The organism is Nostoc sp. (assembly GCF_036917635.1).
In the GTDB taxonomy this organism is placed as follows: Bacteria; Cyanobacteriota; Cyanobacteriia; order Cyanobacteriales; family Nostocaceae; genus Nostoc.
Map to the genome: position 1 here is coordinate 15,106 of NZ_JBALCW010000112.1, position 21,075 is coordinate 36,180.

The 21,075-nt window shown below is 40.3% G+C and carries 16 protein-coding genes and 1 CRISPR repeat array; of the genes, 5 read left to right on the top strand and 11 right to left on the bottom strand.

The annotated features are described in order from the left end of the window. Positions 1-40 precede the first annotated feature (40 nt). The 8 genes from V7K32_RS27735 to csx18 all read right to left on the bottom strand — a co-directional run bounded on the left by V7K32_RS27735 (position 41) and on the right by csx18 (position 11,685). A complete protein-coding gene (locus tag V7K32_RS27735) occupies positions 41-1,756 on the bottom strand; it encodes an RAMP superfamily CRISPR-associated protein (RefSeq protein ID WP_334998014.1) in 1,716 nt (571 codons plus the stop codon). Continuing rightward, complete coding sequence (locus V7K32_RS27740; RefSeq protein WP_334998016.1) at positions 1,756-2,268, bottom strand: hypothetical protein; 513 nt, start codon at positions 2,266-2,268, stop codon at positions 1,756-1,758. The genes V7K32_RS27735 and V7K32_RS27740 overlap by 1 nt, the downstream gene beginning before the upstream one ends. Positions 2,269-2,279: 11 nt before the next feature. Continuing rightward, positions 2,280-3,161 carry a type III-B CRISPR module RAMP protein Cmr4 gene (gene cmr4, locus V7K32_RS27745; RefSeq protein ID WP_334998018.1) on the bottom strand — a complete coding sequence of 294 codons (882 nt, stop codon included), beginning with the start codon at positions 3,159-3,161 and terminating at the stop codon, positions 2,280-2,282. A 12-nt stretch (positions 3,162-3,173) separates the two neighbouring features. Beyond that, a complete protein-coding gene (locus tag V7K32_RS27750) occupies positions 3,174-4,301 on the bottom strand; it encodes a type III-B CRISPR module-associated Cmr3 family protein (RefSeq protein WP_334998020.1) in 1,128 nt (375 codons plus the stop codon). After that, positions 4,301-7,222 carry a type III-B CRISPR-associated protein Cas10/Cmr2 gene (gene cas10, locus V7K32_RS27755; RefSeq protein WP_334998022.1) on the bottom strand — a complete coding sequence of 974 codons (2,922 nt, stop codon included), beginning with the start codon at positions 7,220-7,222 and terminating at the stop codon, positions 4,301-4,303. The genes V7K32_RS27750 and cas10 overlap by 1 nt, the downstream gene beginning before the upstream one ends. A 674-nt stretch (positions 7,223-7,896) precedes the next feature. Beyond that, a CRISPR array of direct repeats spans positions 7,897-9,265; the repeat unit is 36 nt; unit sequence GTTTCCATTCAATTAGTTTCTCCAGCGAGTGGAGAC. 185 nt (positions 9,266-9,450) lie between these two features. After that, entirely contained in the window at positions 9,451-9,732 is a 282-nt protein-coding gene (gene cas2, locus V7K32_RS27760) for a CRISPR-associated endonuclease Cas2 (protein WP_334998024.1), read from the bottom strand. A 5-nt stretch (positions 9,733-9,737) separates the two neighbouring features. After that, positions 9,738-10,730, bottom strand: coding sequence for a CRISPR-associated endonuclease Cas1 (cas1, locus tag V7K32_RS27765; protein ID WP_334998026.1), 993 nt, complete (start codon positions 10,728-10,730; stop codon positions 9,738-9,740). A gap of 679 nt (positions 10,731-11,409) precedes the next feature. After that, positions 11,410-11,685: a CRISPR-associated protein Csx18 gene (gene csx18, locus V7K32_RS27770; RefSeq protein WP_334998028.1), complete on the bottom strand. Its 276-nt coding sequence runs from the start codon at positions 11,683-11,685 to the stop codon at positions 11,410-11,412. A gap of 186 nt (positions 11,686-11,871) precedes the next feature. On the opposite strand from csx18, the gene V7K32_RS27775 reads away from it, so the two are divergent. Continuing rightward, positions 11,872-13,074 carry a helix-turn-helix transcriptional regulator gene (locus tag V7K32_RS27775; protein ID WP_334998030.1) on the top strand — a complete coding sequence of 401 codons (1,203 nt, stop codon included), beginning with the start codon at positions 11,872-11,874 and terminating at the stop codon, positions 13,072-13,074. Positions 13,075-13,125: 51 nt separating this feature from the next. Here the strand turns inward: V7K32_RS27775 and V7K32_RS27780 are convergent, their stop codons facing one another. Beyond that, positions 13,126-13,638 carry a L,D-transpeptidase gene (locus V7K32_RS27780; protein ID WP_334998032.1) on the bottom strand — a complete coding sequence of 171 codons (513 nt, stop codon included), beginning with the start codon at positions 13,636-13,638 and terminating at the stop codon, positions 13,126-13,128. A 112-nt stretch (positions 13,639-13,750) separates the two neighbouring features. Continuing rightward, complete coding sequence (locus tag V7K32_RS27785; RefSeq protein WP_334998034.1) at positions 13,751-14,383, bottom strand: bifunctional 4-hydroxy-2-oxoglutarate aldolase/2-dehydro-3-deoxy-phosphogluconate aldolase; 633 nt, start codon at positions 14,381-14,383, stop codon at positions 13,751-13,753. Positions 14,384-14,622: 239 nt separating this feature from the next. On the opposite strand from V7K32_RS27785, the gene V7K32_RS27790 reads away from it, so the two are divergent. After that, a complete protein-coding gene (locus V7K32_RS27790; RefSeq protein WP_334998036.1) occupies positions 14,623-14,877 on the top strand; it encodes a hypothetical protein in 255 nt (84 codons plus the stop codon). 551 nt (positions 14,878-15,428) lie between these two features. Continuing rightward, positions 15,429-15,701, top strand: coding sequence for a GlsB/YeaQ/YmgE family stress response membrane protein (locus tag V7K32_RS27795; RefSeq protein WP_334998038.1), 273 nt, complete (start codon positions 15,429-15,431; stop codon positions 15,699-15,701). Between the two features lie 789 nt (positions 15,702-16,490). Here V7K32_RS27795 and V7K32_RS27800 read toward each other — a convergent pair. Then, a complete protein-coding gene (locus tag V7K32_RS27800) occupies positions 16,491-18,602 on the bottom strand; it encodes a M3 family metallopeptidase (RefSeq protein ID WP_334998040.1) in 2,112 nt (703 codons plus the stop codon). Between the two features lie 184 nt (positions 18,603-18,786). On the opposite strand from V7K32_RS27800, the gene V7K32_RS27805 reads away from it, so the two are divergent. Together V7K32_RS27805 and V7K32_RS27810 are read left to right on the top strand one after the other, a co-directional pair. Next, the gene (locus V7K32_RS27805) at positions 18,787-18,936 is read left to right on the top strand and encodes a hypothetical protein (protein ID WP_334998042.1); all 150 of its coding nucleotides are present in this window, start codon (positions 18,787-18,789) and stop codon (positions 18,934-18,936) included. A gap of 189 nt (positions 18,937-19,125) precedes the next feature. Then, entirely contained in the window at positions 19,126-20,082 is a 957-nt protein-coding gene (locus V7K32_RS27810; protein WP_334998044.1) for a hypothetical protein, read from the top strand. Positions 20,083-21,075 lie beyond the last annotated feature (993 nt).

The window sequence follows — 21,075 nt, forward strand, 5'->3', positions numbered from 1 at the left end:
AGATTTGAGTTTAGTTTTGGCTATGATTGCGATCGCACGACTAATTTTCAGATGCAGACTGGACACCAAATAGATGCACAGCACCAGTCATCTTGTTTAAATCACGAAGAAAATGCGATCGCAGATGGTTAGAATTTGGTGTTTGTCCTCCCATAAATAGACAAATAATCTCTTGACAGTCTGTTTCTTCCTGTTTATTGGGAATATTCACCCGTTTGATACTTACCCAAGAGCAATGAGCATTACCTGCACCTGCATTTCCACCAATATCAGGATTACGCTTATAATTTCGTGGTGACTTCTCTTGATAAATTAAATACATCCCGTCACCGCGACTTGCTTCTGCATTTTGCATCCTTTGCCAGCAAGGTTCACGGCGTTCTATCGGTTCTTTATCTGGGCCAGGAACAGCATAGATTGCACAGGTACTAGGTGAAAAAACCTCTGCACTGATGTTATGGTTTTCTGCTGTGACTCTATCAGACCATTGGCTTTGAACTGCTGACAGCCAATTATCATAAGCTTTTGTCCATGCTGCGGCATCTAGAGGTAAACTATAGAGTTTGGTTTCCCATTGCTGTGTGGTTTGATTTCTCAATTTGTGAGTTAAAGTCAAAAGCGTTCCGCGTGCAGCTGCGTTACCATTGTTCATGTGGAATATGTGCAATGGTCTGCGCCAACCACGCCCTACACCGCCAACCATAACTGCAAATCGGATAATCGGCAGAATAATTTTATTTAAGATGTCGTTGGGGGCGCTAATTTGTACTTTGCCTTTCCAGGCGTAGAAGTTTGGTTGATCGGTAGAGCGATCGCCCCAAGCTGAACCCTTCAACATCTGCAAGCGCACAAAACCTTTACGGCTTTCTGGTTCCAAGGTTCCTAGCAGTTCACCAACTGTTTTTTCAGCATCTTTTTGAGACATTACTCCCAGCAAAAACCGTAAAATCCAAGACCTGAGCCAACCTCGCCAATGGGAAGGGCGCAATTCCATTGTTCGGATATTTGGCCCAGCGTTACCTTGACTGTAAAGACTGAAATCAAATTGCTTAACTCCATAATTAGGGTCAGAAGTGAGCTTGAAGGAATTGGAAAACTTAAGCGTTCCATATCCAGAAGCGGTTCGACTACCAACACCATATAAACTCAGTGCTTGCTGCACCCATTCCCAAACTTCACTAACTTCAGCATCGGTAGCACGGCCAGGAATGCCACGAATGGCTACTGTTACAGGAATATCATCTTCACCATCGCCTAGAGTGTACAAAGACAAAGGCTTGCTTTGCCCTTGATGATAAACTTGAAATTCTTGCTGAGGATTGACAATATCTAAAGTTAGTTTTGTTGGTTCATCAGGCCAAGCATCCAGAAATTCAATTTTACCAGCAGTGATTGTGTCGTTGTTTTGATACCCCAAAAGTTCATACATTCTGGGTAAAATTTCAGGGCGTTTTTTTGCCCAGGCTCTCACCAATCCTCGTATAGAAGCTCCGGGAATATAGCCATTGAGGGGTAAAACTCGCAAACGTTCCCAATTTTCATTAACATTACGTTTATCTTCAGGTCGTCCTTGTTTAGGTTGCCATGCGCCACAAGGTTCGCCAGCAGAGACAATAGTTTCTACGTCTGGGTGAGGAAAAGAACCAACTTTAGCACGCCACTGGATGGTAAAAGTATCTTTTTTAAATAAACCAGATTGCGATCGCTGTTGATGTTGTAACTCCAACAATTCAATCAATCGATTACCACTATACATTAATCCTCCTGATAGGCTCTTGCCCAGAAATTCCAGTGATTGGCTAATATCAAAGACCTACGCCAAGTAGCCATATATAGTTGTGGCTGGTTTCTGGTCATTTGTACTACTTGTTCCATCAGCTGTTCCCGTTGTGGAGGGTTGGCTTGATTTATCATCTGACCTAGTAGCGATTCCCAAACTGGAACAGTACGCTCTCGCACTTCACCACCTTGAGCGTTGGATTGGTTGACATAGCCAACCGCAGACAACAACCCAAATACTCGCAGATGTTGCGACAAACGCAAGACGGCGGTCATGTCGTTTTTATCCAACTTTTGTTGATGTTGATTTTCTAAGTAGGTCTGAATATGTTTATGAGCCACCAAACTCATTTGTTCTGGTAATACTTGGGTGCTGCTAAAAACACTATCAACATTGGCTGGTTGATTGGCTGGTCGAGTTGGTGGCGTAATTGAATTTACCGTTGTTATCGATTTTTTAAGATTGGGTTTTCTTAATTCATCAGGCATAATTTTATCCTCTATACTCTAACTTTTATTTGAGAAGGTGATTCAGCATTATTTGTCCAGCCTTGAACCCAACCACGCCCTACATTCGCTTGACCGCCAACTTGAAAAAGTCCTTGTAAAACGTTCATTAATAAGTCATGTTGTTCTGACGTTACAGGTTTTTCTTTCAACAGACTGTAACCCCAAGAGAAATAGAAAATCGTATCTCTAGGAATGCACACATCCGTCCAAAAAACTTCAGCCGAACCTGCTTGATTAACTCCCTTGGTTTCATCTTGAATTTTGTTACGAATTTGAGTCCATAACGAGTGTTCCATCAATACCTGAAAATCAGCATCGGGTAAAATAATCCGATTATTTTCCCAAGTTGGTTTAACAGAACTTTTGAGAGAATTTGGCCAAGTTCCAGCTAATGCTGTGGCTTGTTTTTGCTCATCAGACATTTTAGCAACCTGAATTTGAGCATCAGCGACAAGATATGTACCCGCAGAAGTACCAACAGCTTGGTTAGGGAAAATTACAGAATTTTGTTGTGCAATTATTGCATGGTCACGAATCAATGAGTGACAACTAACCCAGCTAAATACATCTCTACCATCGTTCATCGACATAGTTCGCATTGGTACCCACAGCAATCGTGCGTCTCCAAACCATACTTGATGCACTCCCATTTGACCTTCTTTGTCTAATTCTTTACCGAACAAAGTATTAACTGCTATTTCATCCATTAGTTTAAGTTCATCTCGGAGAGTGCCTCGTAAAGATGAACCAGGAACATAAGGAAAATTTGTATGCACTTCGCGGGCTATTTCTAAGATGTTGCCTAAGTCCCCTTCACCACCGCAGTGAATTGGAGCAAGACTATAAATATAACCCACTCTAAAATCAGACATTGTTGTTCTCGCTTACTTTAAATAGTTAATCCACAATAATTCTGAATAACCAAGTTTTCTCCAAGTGTTTACCTTGGTTTGTTCATTATATTGAAATAAAATTTGTGGTTTATTGAGGTAATATAAAGTACCAGGAGGTGCAGCAAAAACTTGCGGCGCAGGTATACTTTTACTCTCCTGTACTTTTTCTCGAAAACGGCAACTAATAGCCACTGGTTTTTCAGTTGCAACACTAACTAAACATCCTGGTGTTTGATTAGCGTTAACACTATGAGCTAATTTCCATTCCCAAGGATAAGCACGACAAATAGCCTTTTCTTTCCCTTGAGATTTATCTGTGCGTTCAAAAGCACCTGGTGTCACCAAGTAAGCTATCGATTTACCTCCACGCGCAAAATTAGCTTGTGATTGTTGTTGCAAACTTGCCCAGTGTTCGCCTAATTCATCACAACGCTCTAAAATTATCCGATGTCCTTCTCCTCCTAGTCGTAAGCTGGTTGGAGTATCGATATTTGTGTCTATACCAACTGCTAAACTCCACCCAGGATGAAGGCGAATTGCATTTTCGACAAAGTAACCATCGGCATCTTTAACTTGTCTTGTTCCTTGTTCAATGGCATTGTGCGATCGCGTCTCTATTGTCCAAGGTTGATCTTCATGACTTCCATCTGTCATAATCCAATCTTCTTGGGCTATTTCTCCAGTTTGCAAATACTCTTGAATCACTTCATAAGGCAGATATTGACGATATTTATATTTGATACCAGCATCAGCAGAATCTTCGTCATCATCATTTGATTGATTTACAGGTTTTACCAAGGGACACGGTTGATGTTGATCCCGCAAAGCTTGTTGTAAATGAGAATTAGTGTCCCAATCTAAAGGTATTAGGGGCGTTGATTTGACAAATCCCAACGGACGAGGCAAGTAAAGTTTTGTACCTGTGTCAGTCTGACGACACAGAAACGGCCCAAGTAAACGGAAGTGTTGCTTGGCTGATAATAAGCCTCGCAATGCCCCTGCGATCGCATGACCATTAGGAGGAAATATACTACCCGCCCAAGCCCTTTCTCCTGGTGTAAAGGGTTTAGCATCTCGCAATAACAGCACATCTAATGGAGTTAAACTATACCAAAACATTACACACCACCCCCCAGCTTGATTTGACGGTTACGAATTGTAAAAGCTGCGAGTTTTAGCCAGTTTTGCACTTCCAAGTCTCTATTTAACTGTGGGGTGTCTTGCCACACAGCAGCCAAAAATGCGGCTAAGTTTTGCTGAAACTGTGTTTTTGCTAGTTCGTCACCTTGAAATTGATCGCGGCGATCGCAAAATGCTTTTGTCCAAGGTGCGATCGCCTCAACAATTGGTATCGGATGTTGATTCCAAAGTGTAGCGGCTTGTTCAAAAATGGCGCTATCTCCCACATTTATAGAGATGAGTTTTCGCCACTTATCAAAGACTTGAAACTTTGTTGTTGCTTGTAAGGTGTTGCCATTACCATATAACACCCGCACTTGTACCGCATCCTTCGGTGTCCCGTCAGATGATTTGTGTTCCTTCGCCTTTTTTTCAGCTTCCCAGAGGTTTTCTAAAGCGATCGCTAGTGGTACTGAATGATGCACAATAACTATACCAAAACTAATACTTGCATTTTTCCCCATCGTAAATAATGGTCTTTTCGCTATTTTTGTATGTGTTTCTAAAGCAGTCCAATAATCGCCATTGTTATCAAATTCCCCTTGAGGATCTTTATCTCCTTTAAAACATTCGCGGATATCCCATAACCAGTTATCCCATTCCCAAAGATTGGTGTAGGCTAAAACATCATCTCCACCTGCATAAATCAAGCGTCCAGCATAACGCTGTTCTGTCAAAAAAGGTACTAATTGATTAGAAAAATCTAACAAAGCACGACTGAGGGCATTATGTGTTGATGGCCCCATACGTTTTTTAACATCTAAAAAGTTCTGAAAGCTTTCTAAAGATACTGATAATTTTGAAGGAATATAATCTCGATATTTTTCTAATTTTATCCCCTGCAACCATTCACTCATCCCATCACCATCACCCGCCGCTAATACATACCAATCAGCAGGGTTATTGCTAGGATAATATTTATTAATAATTTTTGCAATATCTTGCCGATAATCATTGATTAATTCGGGTGCTATTTCTAAATCTTCAACTAGCCACCCTAAATTTAATAATCGGGGATGAAATTGTTTAAATTCAATATTTTTATTTTGTTCAATCCAAGGTATACCCCATTTTTCATGAACAAAAGTTAATTTGTGTCCTCGATCATCCAGACAAGTTTTTACTGCGGCACAACTTTTATTAAATATTTTTAATTCTTCAGAACCAGCATTTTTTAAATAACCTGCTACTCCTGATGTCAAATCTGGATAAGAAACAGCAATTTTATCTTCTGAGAGTTTGAGTAATTTCGGGAGGATTTTATGCAAACATCGCTTAACTGTCTCTGTAGCATTTAGTTGTTCCCTACCATCAAACAAACCTATGCGTTGTTGCCAATACTTTTTGGTTTCCCCTTCACTTATCCAATCGTCGCCGGGATGCACCACTGGGCCAATACCAGAAATGGTAGAACGCGGGCCAAAAGCTGTAGGTAGTTCCCAATTACGGGCGTTTTTAACTGCTGCCAAACTATGTCTATTAGCGTCAAAAATCGATGCCCACCAAGAACCAACGTTTACGCTAAATTTTTGTTTTTCCCAACTTTTTTGATATGCTTCTCGGAGAAAATTTATTTCATTGTCTTGAAATAGGTTTTGCTTTTGGTTAGTTATATAAGCTTTATTTTGAGCATTTAGCCACTCTAAAAATTCTATCTCTCGTTCTTTAGGAATAGCCGCGTTTTTGAGAAGTTTTCCTTCAGTGCCTATGGGTAAAGCTGTCCAATAAAATTGCCATTGAGATTCTAACCAACCTTTCCAAGTGCTGCTGTTTGCTTGCAAATCTGGCATCCAATGACGCTGAGTTTGTAATTCATCAAAAACCAAATCACCAATTTTTGCCCACTCTTGTAAAAGTGTTTGTTTGGCTAGTTGCATCGCAGCTTGGACTTTATCTTTTGGCAGCACTAACACCAATACGTTAGGAAATCCCGCCGTTAAAAGTGAATTAGCTTCAGGTTTTTTTATCCATTTATCATTATCAAATTCAGGAAATTCTTTTAATAACCAATAGTCAATTAATGGTTGTTGGTAGAGGCTGGGATAAAGAAAGCAGTCGGGGCCGTATTTTTGGGCAAGTTGCCAACAGACTTTAGCAGAGAGATAGTGCAATAACCAAGAACCTGCCCAAAAGTCTCGCATTTTGCGGCTAGCTTTGATGAGTTCTTGTACAGGCGTAAACGTGAAGCTGGCTAAATAAGGATGAGATAAAGTTTTGTTAGCTGGCCAGTTTTTAATCTCTGTGCTTGTTAGGTCATATCCGGCTAAAGCGCCAGCCAATGCTGATGTAATACTACCATGACTCCAAATAGAACTATCTGGTAAGCGGGTTTCAGCCGGCATCAGCATCAAAGATTCATCACCAAATTCACTACAAGTAGCTGCTGGTAAACAACGCCACAGCCACCAAAATAAACCCTTAATTTTTTCTGGGTTAGTTCTCAACTCTTGTGGTATGGCTTCTAGTAACTTTTGTTCTATTGAGGTTAAGTAATTTTTCCGATTTGTCGCCAGCATTTCTGAATGCTGCTTAATTTTAAAATTACGTTTTTCTCCAGATAGCAGGTGAGATATTTCTAGACCTTGTTCTCGGTTGTTACCCGGAGCATAATTGATACTTGCGGTTACACTACCAATAGCACCGCGATCGCTTGCTGAGGCAATATAATCAGCTTGGTGGATGTGTTCTAAAATTTTGCGTCCAGATGTCTCTGGATTAGAATTCTTGTCCCGCCAGTCTTGCATTACTTCTAATTCTTGCCAGAAGCTATTTTCACCACGTCCACTATTGTTGTGTAGCGCTTTTAGCACAGGGTCATGAAGTAATCCCCAGATTTTTGCTTGCCAATATGCTTCCGACACAGGTTTGTTTCCTTTTATAGTGTCCGGTTTAGATTGTATAAAGTTATATTGGCGATCGTCCAGTAAAATTTGATATTGATGATTGGCAACAATTTTTAGCTTAATTCTCTCCTGGTAAGGCTTTGAGTAAGTTAGGTCGTAGTTATTTAAATATTTTTTTGTTTATTAAACTTTATCTAAGTTGAGAACCGTAGTTTTCACCCTCTCCCTAAATCCCTCTCCCAAATCTGGGAGAGGGAGTTTGAAATTCTGGCTCCCCGAATCCCAGATTTGGGATTCAGGGTTGGGGATGATATCATGTCCGCTTGATTACTTACTAAACTCCAAGAACCTCACCCCGCCAAAGCTACGCTTCGTCTCCCCTCCCCTTAGTAAGGGGAGGGGCTGGGGGTGGGGTGCAATGACTGTGGGAATCATAACTATTAGACCTCTCCAATAATAGACATCTACGACAATGAATGTAGAGACGCGAAATTTCGCGTCTCTACAAGGGTTTCAGGTAACGCATATTTAATTTCTGGAGATGTCTATTTATTGGGACATGATATTATTTATATTTTTTCTCTAGCGAGTGGAAACGGATTGGCTGCTGAAGCTAAAAACTCGCTTGGTAGTGAGCGGCTGATTTAACTTAGAATAATTTAAAAATCGGCTGTTTTTGCAAGGGAACCAAGGTTTCCATTCAATTAGTTTCTCCAGCGAGTGGAGACTTTTACAGTTCTCAAGGATATGTTTAAATTAATAGAGTTTCCATTCAATTAGTTTCTCCAGCGAGTGGAGACAGGTTAAAAAACCAGAGTCAAAATTACAATTACTAAAGTTTCCATTCAATTAGTTTCTCCAGCGAGTGGAGACCCTTGTCATTGACCTCATAATGTACCAGGTTAGTCCCTTGGGAGTTTCCATTCAATTAGTTTCTCCAGCGAGTGGAGACTTGGCATTGAACTTGAGACTCAATCAGAGTCAGGGTATCTAAGGTTTCCATTCAATTAGTTTCTCCAGCGAGTGGAGACATGCTTGTCATGCAAGTGGATCTTTGATTAGAAGATTGTTTCCATTCAATTAGTTTCTCCAGCGAGTGGAGACTTACCCTTTCATTAAATGTTCCAGGTGTATTAAATTACGTTTCCATTCAATTAGTTTCTCCAGCGAGTGGAGACACTCATTCTGTATTGGCTAGCTAAAAAAGATATCAGTACCTTTGCCGCTAGGTTTCCATTCAATTAGTTTCTCCAGCGAGTGGAGACGGTAATGTCAAGACTATATCCTGAATATTTATTACGTTTCCATTCAATTAGTTTCTCCAGCGAGTGGAGACTTGTCTGATTTAAACGGAAAAGTCAGCAGCGCTTTGTTTCCATTCAATTAGTTTCTCCAGCGAGTGGAGACCTACTACAAGAATAAAAATTGGCGGGTTTTGAGCGAGTTTCCATTCAATTAGTTTCTCCAGCGAGTGGAGACTAAGACTTGATTCTGTTTAACCTTCTCTGCTTCGAGGTCATGTTTCCATTCAATTAGTTTCTCCAGCGAGTGGAGACTCAAATGGTTTTGAATTTGAACGTTATGAATATAGTTTCCATTCAATTAGTTTCTCCAGCGAGTGGAGACTACTCTTCTTAAAGCCAACTGTCCGGGTAAAGTTTCCATTCAATTAGTTTCTCCAGCGAGTGGAGACCTCGTGAGTACTTGCTTGAAAAGTGGGACAGGGAATGTTTCCATTCAATTAGTTTCTCCAGCGAGTGGAGACTTTTATCAACTGAAGTTATAGATAAAATATTAGGATTAGGTTTCCATTCAATTAGTTTCTCCAGCGAGTGGAGACTTATCAAACTTGGATTTGAATTTAGGGAACTTAGGTTTCCATTCAATTAGTTTCTCCAGCGAGTGGAGACCTGGTGCTGCTACCCAGGCTACTGTCGGTTTTGGTACTCCTTTGTTTCCATTCAATTAGTTTCTCCAGCGAGTGGAGACACTACCACTAGGAAGGTCTTCAGGTAATGTTAAATAGTTTCCATTCAATTAGTTTCTCCAGCGAGTGGAGACTCCTAAATTTTAAACCCTTATCCAGCAAAGAGTCCAGAGGCGGTTTGCGAGGGGGTCAGAATTTGAGACAGCAAAATCAAAAACATCAGTAAAAAAAATCCTTGAAACCCTTACAATATAAGGCGGCGAGGGGGTTAACGATCCAATCAGCATTTCCGCGATTTCCAGACCCCCTCGCAAACAAGCTAAATAATTAGCGAACCTGGAAGTTCTGTAACAGGCGGCCCCACCCCCCAACATTCCACCTGTTCTAAAGTATGACGTGAGAGAGGATAAAATCTTAAACTATCTTCAGCCAACTTGACTATTTTCTTAAGCCGACGACGCAGTTCGTTATATTTATCAGTAGACAAACGACATTCAAACACCGAATATTGAACTCGTTGACCATAACCTTCTAATAAATTCGATACTTTTTTACGGCGTTTGTCACAAGGAATATCATAAGCCACCACGTACAAAAACATATAAACTAACGAATATGATAAGGCTGATAAACTAAGCTAGGGTTATAAACAAACTGCTTATAGGCTTTAACCTGCTGCGTCAACAAATCCCATTTGGGTTGTTTCTCTCCAGAATCAGTTTGAATTTCTTCCTCCATCCTTTGTAAAAAAGCTTGAAGATACTTTCGCCGTCCAGAATCATTTAAATAACATCCCCCATCACGATAATCAAAATCTTTTTCAGCATTCACCACCTTACTATTAACTAGCCACAACACCAAAGAATCTACAATTGGGGCGCGAAATTCTTCAATTAAATCAGAAGCTAGCGCCGCATGACCATCATGTGCTTGATGCAAACAAGCATAATAAGGGTCAAGTCCTTGAATTTCAATCAATGCTAATAAATGGTTCCAAAGAACCTGATAGCCAAAACTCAACATTGCATTTACCGGATTTCCTGGAGGACGACGGCTACGCGCAGTAAACACAAAATCTTTATTAGTCAAACACTCAGCAAAAGCAGAAAAATATTGTGCAGCACCAGCACCTTCAAACCCCATCAATCTCTCAACACAATCAGCCTCCGCCGCTTGGTTAGCCAAATAATCAAGACTTTGCAGCACTTTTTCTATAATCTGAGATTCTAGCCTTTTTCGCTGTCGTCGCATCAACACCCGACTATTTTTTAACTTTGCTTGCACAATCGCACGGGCAGAAATTAACTTTTCTACAGGTGATAATTGCTGCTGATAGCGAGATAATTGGCGATATCCCCTAGCGATGGGTAAAATTCTGCCATAGCAGAAACCCATACGCGATAAATAAGTAATGGGAATATCTCGCCATAGACAAGCACGAATTGCTTGGGTGCTAACTTGCGACTTACCAAAAATCAGAACTTGTTCTAATAAAGGTAACTGCACTTCACCATAAATAGTGTCTCCTTGTTTAACAACCAAAGTCTCTTGTTGCAAACATACATAACAATTTTGCCCAGAAACGTAGAGAGTCCGCATAGAATTATGAATTACAAATTTGTTGTTATATTATTAGGCGAATAGTATTAGACGAGTAATTAATTAGACTTTTAAAACAACCTTTTAGAGCGTCTAAGTTAGGCTATTTCATTCTCATCTAGCCCGCCTCAGAATGAATTCTGAGTCTAATAGCACTCATTCATCTTTAGATGACTGAGACTCATGTTATAAGTAGGTAGGCAAGATAAAACCAAACTATGTAACGAAAAGTAAAATCTCTGTATTTGGCTCGTAGTTGCGCCCTCTTGCGCTTTAGCGCAACTACGAGCCAGTGATGATTATTTGCGCCCACTTACTTAGTCCGTTTTAACGGACTTTAGCTAAAAGCCAGTGAACTTTAGTTCTGGGCGGTTTATGTATAGAATAAAATAGCCCTAAGTAAGTCGGTGAGAATAATTCAACTATATTAATTAATGTAAAAAATCTTGAAGTTAGTTCGTAGTGAGCGGCTCCAGCCCTCATTTGTTCGCGTAGCGTCTCTAAGTGAGGACTAAAGTCATCACTACAAACCTTATTTACGCTCACCTACTTAAGGTGTACACATAAGTCTTTTTAAATTTTCCCACAGGCTTTTAATCGGGAGCATCCCACTTTTTTAAGGGGGGCAAAAACCTCTCAAAGTCTCCCAATTTATCGAGGGATTTAGAAAGTCAGGTTGTTACCGCCACCATCGTTGGAGAGCAGATTTCCCTAAATGACGATTTTTTTCCCTAGACGAACCTGTTAACTCTGCGTTCTGTTCAGGTTCCAGCGCTGTAATTACTCTATCTGCGACATTAGAAACAACATAAGTACCCAAAGTTACTAATACAGTATTAATAATAACTGCCATTAAACCCAAAGGAGCAATTAGCAAAATCACGAGCGTAACGCTTCCATTAAAAATAGATACCAAAGCATTACGTAATTTAGCACCGCGACGAGAAATATACATAGTTAAAAATATGACTTATTCAGAGATAAATATGCCGTATCATTACTAACTACCTTATCCCCTAAATAAGCAAGAAGCCAGCAAAAGAAAATAATTTATTCTGCAACAAAAATCAGGCTATAACTGTTGTATATAAAGGTATTAGGCTATATTGTTACTCCCACTATTAATATTTTCTAATTTTTCATGCCCAAAAAATCCATATCTCACCCATACACAGAACGCCTATCCTTTGAACGCCTGATGTTGCTAATTACAACTTTGTTGAATAATCCAGGTATAGGTAGTCCCGATTTAATCAACACCAATCATGACAAACAACACGATGCACTTACTCAAGTACAAATATCCCTACAACAATTAGCTCTCAAGTCTAGAATAGAATTACCAGAAGATTATCCTGCTATACCCACCCTGCGAAAAGACTTAGAAACTTTGCGCCGCTATGGTATTCTAGAACGCCGAATGTATCGTTGGGGATATTATTTGGGTACTGGTGCCATGTCTCAGACAGAATTAAAAGTAGCCTTTAATGCTTTGGCATCCCAAGCCAAATTTCAAGGAGATCCGCAGTTAAGGCGAATTTGTGAAACACTTAGCAAAAGATTGCGAGGATTAGACATGGAACTACAGGGTAAGTTTTTTTACCCTGTCAGACAGCATCTCAACCGCGCCATAGTTTATACAGACCCAGAAGAAATGGCTGCACAAGGAGAGAACCGTAATACATTATTTCACCTGTTACCACTACTAGAAACAGCCATTAGTCAAGGACAGACGATAGAAATTTCTCGTGCTACTGACCTTTATGGCAATAGTCGGATTGGACTTTTACAGGTAGTTCCTTTGCAGTTAATTTATCATGATATTGCTTGGTATCTGCTTTATGAACACTCCGAAAATGGACATTTAGCAATTGGACGGCTAAACCGCTTTAAAAATTACTGCCAACTCTTGAATAATGGATTAGGTAGAGGTTTAGAAGCACAAAAAAATAGCCTCAACAAGGCTTATCAACTGCTAGAAAATGGCTGGGGTTTGTATTTAGGTCAACCTCCAGAGCAGCAGTTAGAGCTACAAGGACAGTTAGAATTTTTGACAGTAAAAGTGCGTTTTTTTCCTCCAGTTACAGCTTTCATTCAAGAAGGAGAAGTACGTCACCTCAAGCAAAAAATTATTCCTGGTTCAAAAAATGAAACTACTGGTAATCTTAACTATGTAGATTATCAAATTACCCTGCCGCCTCGCTCTATTGATGAGTTTAGTCTTTGGGTTTATCGGTATATGCACAGCGCCCAAGTTATTTCTCCGCCTCATTTGGTAGAAAAACATCGTCAAGCCGCTCATGCTTTACTATCTCAATATGCAATTCCTCTTCAGGATGCTTAAGCCTAATTTTGTAAAACTACAGCAGCTGCAACTGAATTTTGCTTGCACTTACTATTTCTGGATAACTACTGATGTCCCTACCGATGCCCACTCAAATAGCCATTTAGCATGTTTAGGTGCGAGATTTACACAGCCGTGGCTAACTGGAGTGCCAAACCTTTTATGCCAGTAAGCACCGTGAATACCGTAACTACCTTGATAAAACATCACATAAGGAACGTTGGGAACATCGTAGTTTTCTCCCTGCATCCGCGTAGTTTTGAACTTGGATTGAATTTTAAAAGTACCAATAAGAGTGGGAGTACCTTTTTTGCCAGAGGAAATAGCACTGCCATAAACTACTCTGTCACCTTCCCAAGCTATTAATCGTTGCTTTGAAAGATCAATTTGAATCCACCGCTGATCTGATTGTTGTAATGTCTGGATTGTTTGGGCAATCACTTGCTCTTTAGTATTCGCCCAAACTTCACTAGTTCCAGTAGTAGTAAAAACACTTAAGGACAGTGCTGCACCAGTAAGGAGTATTTTTAAGTGACGCACCCAGTCAGGATACAGTTTTTTCATTTTAGATACACTCACACTCAAATCATGGGGTTTTGAGAAACTTATCAGTTTTCACTTTTGTTTCCCTATCTATTACTTTAATAGACGTGAATTTTTGATACTTGATTCTAAATTAACTTAACTGTTGTATCAGCTTTCTTGCCCCAGATGCGATCGCTTGCCAATTCCCGTCTGTGACAAGCTTTTTGGGAAATAATTCCCCGCTCAAACCGACAGCGATCGCTCCGGCTTGTAAAAACTCTTTGGCATTTTCTAAAGTCACGCCGCCAGTCGGAATTAAGGGAATCTCACCTAGTGGACCTTGCAAACTTTTAATATAATCTACCCCTCCCACTGCTTGCACGGGAAATACTTTTACACAACTAGCGCCCTGACTCCAGGCGGTAACAATTTCTGTAGGAGTCATAGCTCCTGGGATGATCGGCACATTTTTTTCTTGTGCTGCTTGAATCATTGCTGGATTAACGTGGGGTGTAAAAAGGAATTGCGCCCCAGATGCGATCGCTTCTTCTAACTGTTGGACGTTGAATAGCGTACCAGTGCCAATAGTACAGTCTGGTAATTCTGAACGTAGTCGAGTAATTAATTCTCCAGCCCGCGAGCTATTCCAGGTAATCTCAATTAACTGCATTCCCCCAGATGCTACAGCCATTGCCATTTGGCCTCCCACTTCGATTTTAGAGGCGCGGATGACTGCGATCGCCCGATGTTTTTGCAATTGTGATAACCAAATTTGATTAGGCATTTTGACTGGGAATTAGGGATGGGGGATTAGGTTATGGATTATGGATTGGGCTAATACAAGCAAATTTTCCCACTCACCAGTCCCTATTCCCCAATACAAGCGTGACATAGTAACAGCGATCGGCTCTTAAACTTGCTTCTTATATCAAGTTATGAGATATTATAAACAACACTAATCTTATCGGTTTACCGTAATTTAAACTAAATACCTCAGTTTTTGAAACTAAAGGAGTAATTAAAATGACAATTGCACGACAAAATACAGCAGGATATTTACCAATTACCATTGATGATTCCAAAAGCATGGAAATAGGTAGCCTGTGGAAGCTTGTCCTGCTAGGTGCAGTACAAATAAACGGATTTTGGTGGCGGACTAAGGCATACGGAACGATTTTAGGGGTTATGTTGCTAACTTTAGTGAGTCTAATTTTTCTAAGTATGCATTGGTTTTATCGCCGACTGGTTCCATTTTTCAGCCATCGAGTTATTGACTAAGTAAGTCGGCGCAAATAATAGACATCTCCGGAAATTAAATATCTGCAAAATGAAACCCTTGTAGAGACTCGAAATTTCGCGTCTCTACATTCTTTTTCGGAGATGTCTAATCATCACTGGTTTGTAGTTGCGCTAAGGCGAAGACAGCGCAACTACGAGCCAAATACAGAGATTTTACTTTTAGTTACATAGTTTGGTTTTTCTCGCCGAGCTACTTACGCTCTATACATCGCCTAATTTTGCTTCTTTTACATTACTTTAGAGACAGTCTTTAAAAACTCAGCTTAATTCTTCTAGTAGAGGAGAGAGCTAATTAAAAACGCATATACTGCAATTATCAAGCAATAGTTTAATAAGCTCCTAGTTGAAGACCTGCTAGGAGTTTTTTTTAATTGATTATCTAGCTCAATGGTGGTACATATTAATAAAAATAGTTGTAATTCAACTCTTCCTTATGGTTATTAAAAATTAGTTCTGATGGTAGATGGAACGAAAAATCAAGGTTGTTAATATATATTTGTGAGTAAAAAACGTTTACCGAATTAATAACAATGAATATTCTTGCTTGGATTGTTTTAGGTCTAATTGCTGGTGCGATCGCTAAGGCTATCTACCCCGGACATCAAGGTGGCGGATTTCTAGGAACAATCTTACTAGGAATCATCGGTGCTTTTATTGGCGGTAGCTTAGGCGTCTTCTTCAGTACAGGAACGTTAACTTTAGCAGCCCCTACTCTTAGTATTCCTGGTATTGGGTTAGCAGTTCTTGGTGCAATTATTGCAGTTTTCCTGTGGAACTTATTAAATCGTCGCAGTGCTGTATAAAAGCAAGTTGCGTAGCCTAGAATGAGGGGAATTTACAAAATACATCTAACTATTGTGAATGAAAGGGAGCATCCCAAATGTGCAAGTTTATTTTTATAGAATATTTGTACTAAGGTGGAGAATGAAATAACGAACCGCAAAGGACGCAAACAAAAGAGGTTTGTACAGAGTTTTTGTATAAATCCTGTGTCTTTTGGCAAAAATGGGATGCTCCTAAATTAAATCCGAAAAATAGCGCCACCTTAATCATAGGCTGGCGCTATTTTTTTGATAATTGAGAAATAAAATAAGTAGGTAGACAAGATAAAACCAAACTATGTAACGAAAAGTAAAATCTCTGTATTTTGCTCGTAGTTGCGCCCTCTTGCGCTTTAGGGCAATTACGAGCCAGTGATGATTATTTGCGCCCACTTACTTAATTGTTTAGTTAACCTGACAATTCAAGTCATCTGGAAAATCTCACTTCTATTTCTCTCTCCTTGTAGGCTACGGTGTACACATAAGTCTTTCTCAAGGTAATTGTCAGTTTATCGGAGTAGCACAAAAGGCTCACCCTGGTTCTGCTACGCTTTCACCTGTCCCTCTCCAAAGCATCGGAGAGGGATGTCCGCCAGGACAGGGTGAGGTTTTGGAGGACTTTTAGGTAATCGGATCACTTGTGTGTACACCGTAGCTCCTTATAGGAGAGAGAGTTTGAATTTCCCCCTTAGAGCATCGGGAAAGGGATTAGGGGGGTTAGGTTAATGGTTAGCTTTTCCACATAACCAGAATTTTGCCTGAATTGTCAGTTTAGTTTACAGCAGCACTGACTAAACCATTGTGCCTGAGCAAAGCGATCGTACTTGGTTGACGCCCCCGGAAAGTTTTAAACACCTCCATTGGATGCTGACCACCACCAAGTGCTAGCACCGTATCTCGATAACGCCGACCTGTAGCTTTTATAGCCTCTTCATCTTCTAGCCCAGCTTCTTCAAAAGCGGCAAAAGCATCAGCACTTAGTACCTCAGCCCACTTGTAACTGTAATAGCCGGCTGCATAACCACCTTCAAAAATATGTCCAAAAGCACATAAAATTGCATCTTCTGGAAGTGGCGGTAAAACGCTAGTAGTCTTGGCTATCCGATGACGCACATCTGAGGGAGTTTCATTACTACCAGGGCGATAGCGGTAGTGTAGTTCTAAATCAAGACTGCTCAGGTGAATTTGCCGCAACGTGGCAGTACCACTCATATAATTACGTGCCGCTAGCAGCTTTTGATAGTAATGCTCAGGTAGGGCTTCACCAGTTTCGTAATGCTTCGCCATTCCAAAGAAAGTGGGTCGTTCATAACACCAGTTTTCCATAAACTGACTAGGTAATTCCACTGCATCCCACTCCACGTTATTGATGCCTGCGGCTCCGGTATAGTCAACCTTAGTGAGCATGTGGTGCAATCCATGACCAAACTCGTGGAACAAAGTTTCTACTTCATAGAAAGTCATCAAACTAGGTTTACCATCTACAGGAGGACTTTGATTACACACCAAATAAGCTACAGGTAAGCGGATGGTAGTAACACCATTTTCAGTGATTTTGGCTCGATTGATGCACACATCCATCCAAGCACCACCGCGTTTCTCGGCTGGACGGCTGTAAGGGTCTAAGTAGAAGTAAGCTATAGGAGAACCAGTTTCGTCAGCAATTTGGAAATAACGGACATCCTCATGCCATACTGGCGCTTGACCATCGGCAGAGGTAACAGTGACGCCAAATAGCCGCTTGACTAGTCCAAATAAGCCGTCTAACACTTGGGGAAGAGGAAAGTAGGGACGCAATTCTTCAGAGGTAAAGGCAAATTTTGCTTCTCGTTGGCGTTCTGCCCAAAAGCTAATATCCCAATGTTGTAAATCTTCAGCTTCTGCTGCTTTCTGTGCTGCTGCAAAAGCTTTGAGTTCTGCCAAGTCTTTGACAGCAGCATCATAACTAGCGCGGCGTAGTTCTTCTAATAGGGCGTTGACTGCCTCAACGCCCTGAGCCATTTTACTCGCTAGGCTCAATTGGGCAAAACTTTTAAAGCCTAGTATATCTGCGAGTTCTTGGCGCAACTTTAAAATGCGCTCAATTAAGGGGCTGTTATCCAAATCGCCAACAGAAGCGCGGGTAATATGAGCTTTGTAGAGCTTTTCGCGCAAATCTCGACGGGTGCTGTGCTGCATGAAAGGGCCATAGCTGGGGAAGTCTAAAGTAATCCGCCAGGGGCCATTTTCTGGTGTGGCACTGGTTTCACCAGCAGCACGAGCAGCTTGGGCTGCTAAACTCACTAAGCTTGGTGGTAAACCGTCAATTTCCGCTTGTGTTGTTAGGGTTAAGCTGAAGGCTTTAGTGGCATCAAGTACATGGTTAGAGAATTTGGTAGAAAGTTCTGCTAACTCCATTTGTATGGCGTTGAAACGCTCTCTAGCCTCTCCTTCTAAGCCAACACCAGAAAGTTCTGCATCTCGAATGGCGGCTTCTACAATGCGCTGTTGGGCTAATTCTAAAGTTGCCCAACTATCACTGGCACGGAGTGCTTTAAAAGCATTATAGATAGGTTTGCTTTGACCGAGCTTGTTGATAAACTGTACTACTAGTGGCTGGACGATTTCATGAGCTTCGCGCAGTTTTGGGCTATTTTTAACACCCATTAAATGATTCACTACCCCCCAACTCCAGGTTAGCCGTTCTGTCAACTTTTCTAAGGGTTCTACTAAACCACTCCAAGTAGGCTCTACATTAGCCTCTAAGGTGGCTAGTTGCTGATCGAGTTCTGCCAACAACTGATTGAAGGCTGGTACTACTCGTTCTGGTTTAATCTCTGCAAAGGCAGGTAAACCAGTGCCTTGGAGTAAGGGATTGTCGGAAATAATGGTACTTGCACTCATGGTTTTGTATGAACTGCGAACGGATAAAAATCAACAATGATTTTGATTTATATATCTTCTAATGTAGCGATCGCAGTGCTAGTTAGTGTTGCCATTATGACAAAAAGGCAAAAAAACCGATAATTCCTCACAAAAGTCTCCCGATACAGCAATTTTGTTTAGTTTGTGAACAATATTTGACGGCGTGACACGCCATTTACGTAGTAGAGGCACCATTCACCTACCTAAACCTGATAAAGGCGATGCCTGCTTTGGGCTACGCCAACGCAAAAAGACATCATTAATGTACTATGTCAAACAGGTAGCGCGTCCGCCAGCATGGGCGTTATCCTGAAAGGGCAGTTTAATTTCAACAATCCCACGCTATCAAGGCGTGAGAGCATCCAAGTGAGTTAGTGCGATCGAGCGTCCTTGCCGAACCGAAAAGGGAGGCTATATATTTATGATTTTATTTGGCAACTCATCTTTTTACTCGTAAAATCGAAAACAAGATCAAGGTCAGTAGAAAAGAGTCCCTAAATTAATGAATACGTTAATCAGTCAGGGTGGAAGAACTATCACTAAATTTAAGGTGGTAGACCGGATAAATGATATCGTTTGGCAAGCTCACCAAGGTAGCGTTGCTGCGATTATTCAGCTATTGAACGAAAAACTAGCCAAGTCTGGTGTCAGAACTAGAGCCATTTTTTCTGATGGTGTCTTACAACTTCTGTGCGAGGCGGCTAGGATAGAGCAACTTGAGCAATCTCCCCTCGTAGAACAAATCCAGCAAATTCTTGATTCCATCGCCCCGCGTTATATTCGGCGAGTCAATATCAACAGTCGGATTGTTCGGGAACAACAATTACTGTGGTTAAAGGAAATAGATAGCGATCGCGACAACCAATTGCTTTGGTCACAAGAAATTACGTTAATTCAGCCTAATATTGTAAAGCAATTAATTACAGATTTCACAGAAGCTCAAGCTGAACTAGCAAAGCCAAATTTTCCTAGAACTCAACTATCTCGTCCTTTAGTACTTCTTAACAAAGAAAAACACAAAAAGAAACCTAAAAAAAAGATATTAGCCGTGGCTGGTTTATGCTCACTGTTATTGCTTAGTTGGGTTGTTTATGCCCAGTTAGGTAATAAAGTCAAAAACCTAATGCAACTAGAAACTTCTAAATCTTTAACTACAGAAAATACTAACAATAATAAAGACCAAACACCATTCCGTACTCATAACAATAGCCTTTCTCAGCCATCTGATGATCCATTTGCAATATCTGTGCGAATTGCAAACCTTGCTTCTGCATCTGGTAAAACAGCCACAAGCTCAACTCAGTGGTTAGAGATAGCTGCTAAGTGGCAACGGGCTTCAGATTTAATGGGTACGGTATCACAAAACCACAGCCGTTATCAAGAAGCTAAAATTCGTACTCAACTATATAAGAAATACAGTGAGGCGGCGCAGAAAGAAGCGGATAAGAGTAAATCTTAATTTTTTCTTATTGAAAAACTTCGATTAAAGTATCAGCTTTATTCGCAATTTCTTGCTCTAATTTATCAAATTTGTCAATCGCTTTTGAAAAACTAGTAAGCTGTTACGTATACAACTTGCATTATCAGGGCGGGCAGGATGCCCACCCCATAATCATCTTGAAAAAATATTAGTGCAAATTAAAGGCGCAACAGCTTGGTTCTTTCCTTGAGTTGAGGAATAATCTCACCAAGGGGAGTTTTGTTGATTTTGATGTAACTCTAAGGTTAGCAATTAACAAGACTCTGAAATAATTGAGTCAAAAAATCGATCTTTCCCCATTACAAAAATCTTGATTTTTAGCTAACCCAATCCTATTGCCCGCACTTCACTATTCACTACTATCTTGTTTAAAAGTCCCTTATATCCTGATTAAAAGGGTGGAATATGCAGTACGTACATACAGTATAACTACTTGTATTGTGATATCTCTTCTAACTTAAACATCTAACTCAAGGTAGATAAAATACACTTTAAAAGTTAAATAAATTAAACTGCAAAATTAGTGTTATATCTAAAAAATAGATGGTTATAAATATTTTGATTTAAATTATAAAAATGGTATAAGCTTAGTCAAACGTTGACCATTGATTAACCTACCTATGATTTTTTATGTCCATTTTTAAGTAGGTAGGCAAGATAAAACCAAACTATGTAACAAAAAATAAAATCTCTGTATTTAGCTCGTAGTCGCTAGCGCTAAAGCGCAACTACGAGCCAGTGATGATTATTTGCGCCCACTTACTTACCAAAATGCTTCCTGATATTTTGCCAGGTCAACCTTTTCCAATTGGCGCTACAGTTACCCCTAATGGCGTCAATTTTTCACTATTCTCTAAAAGCTGCACTGGACTGGAATTAAGCTAATCGGCATTCAAATTGCAACATAGATACCATTACCTTTGTTTTTTATCTTTCGATGCCACTTAATAACTAACTCACCCTGATTCAATA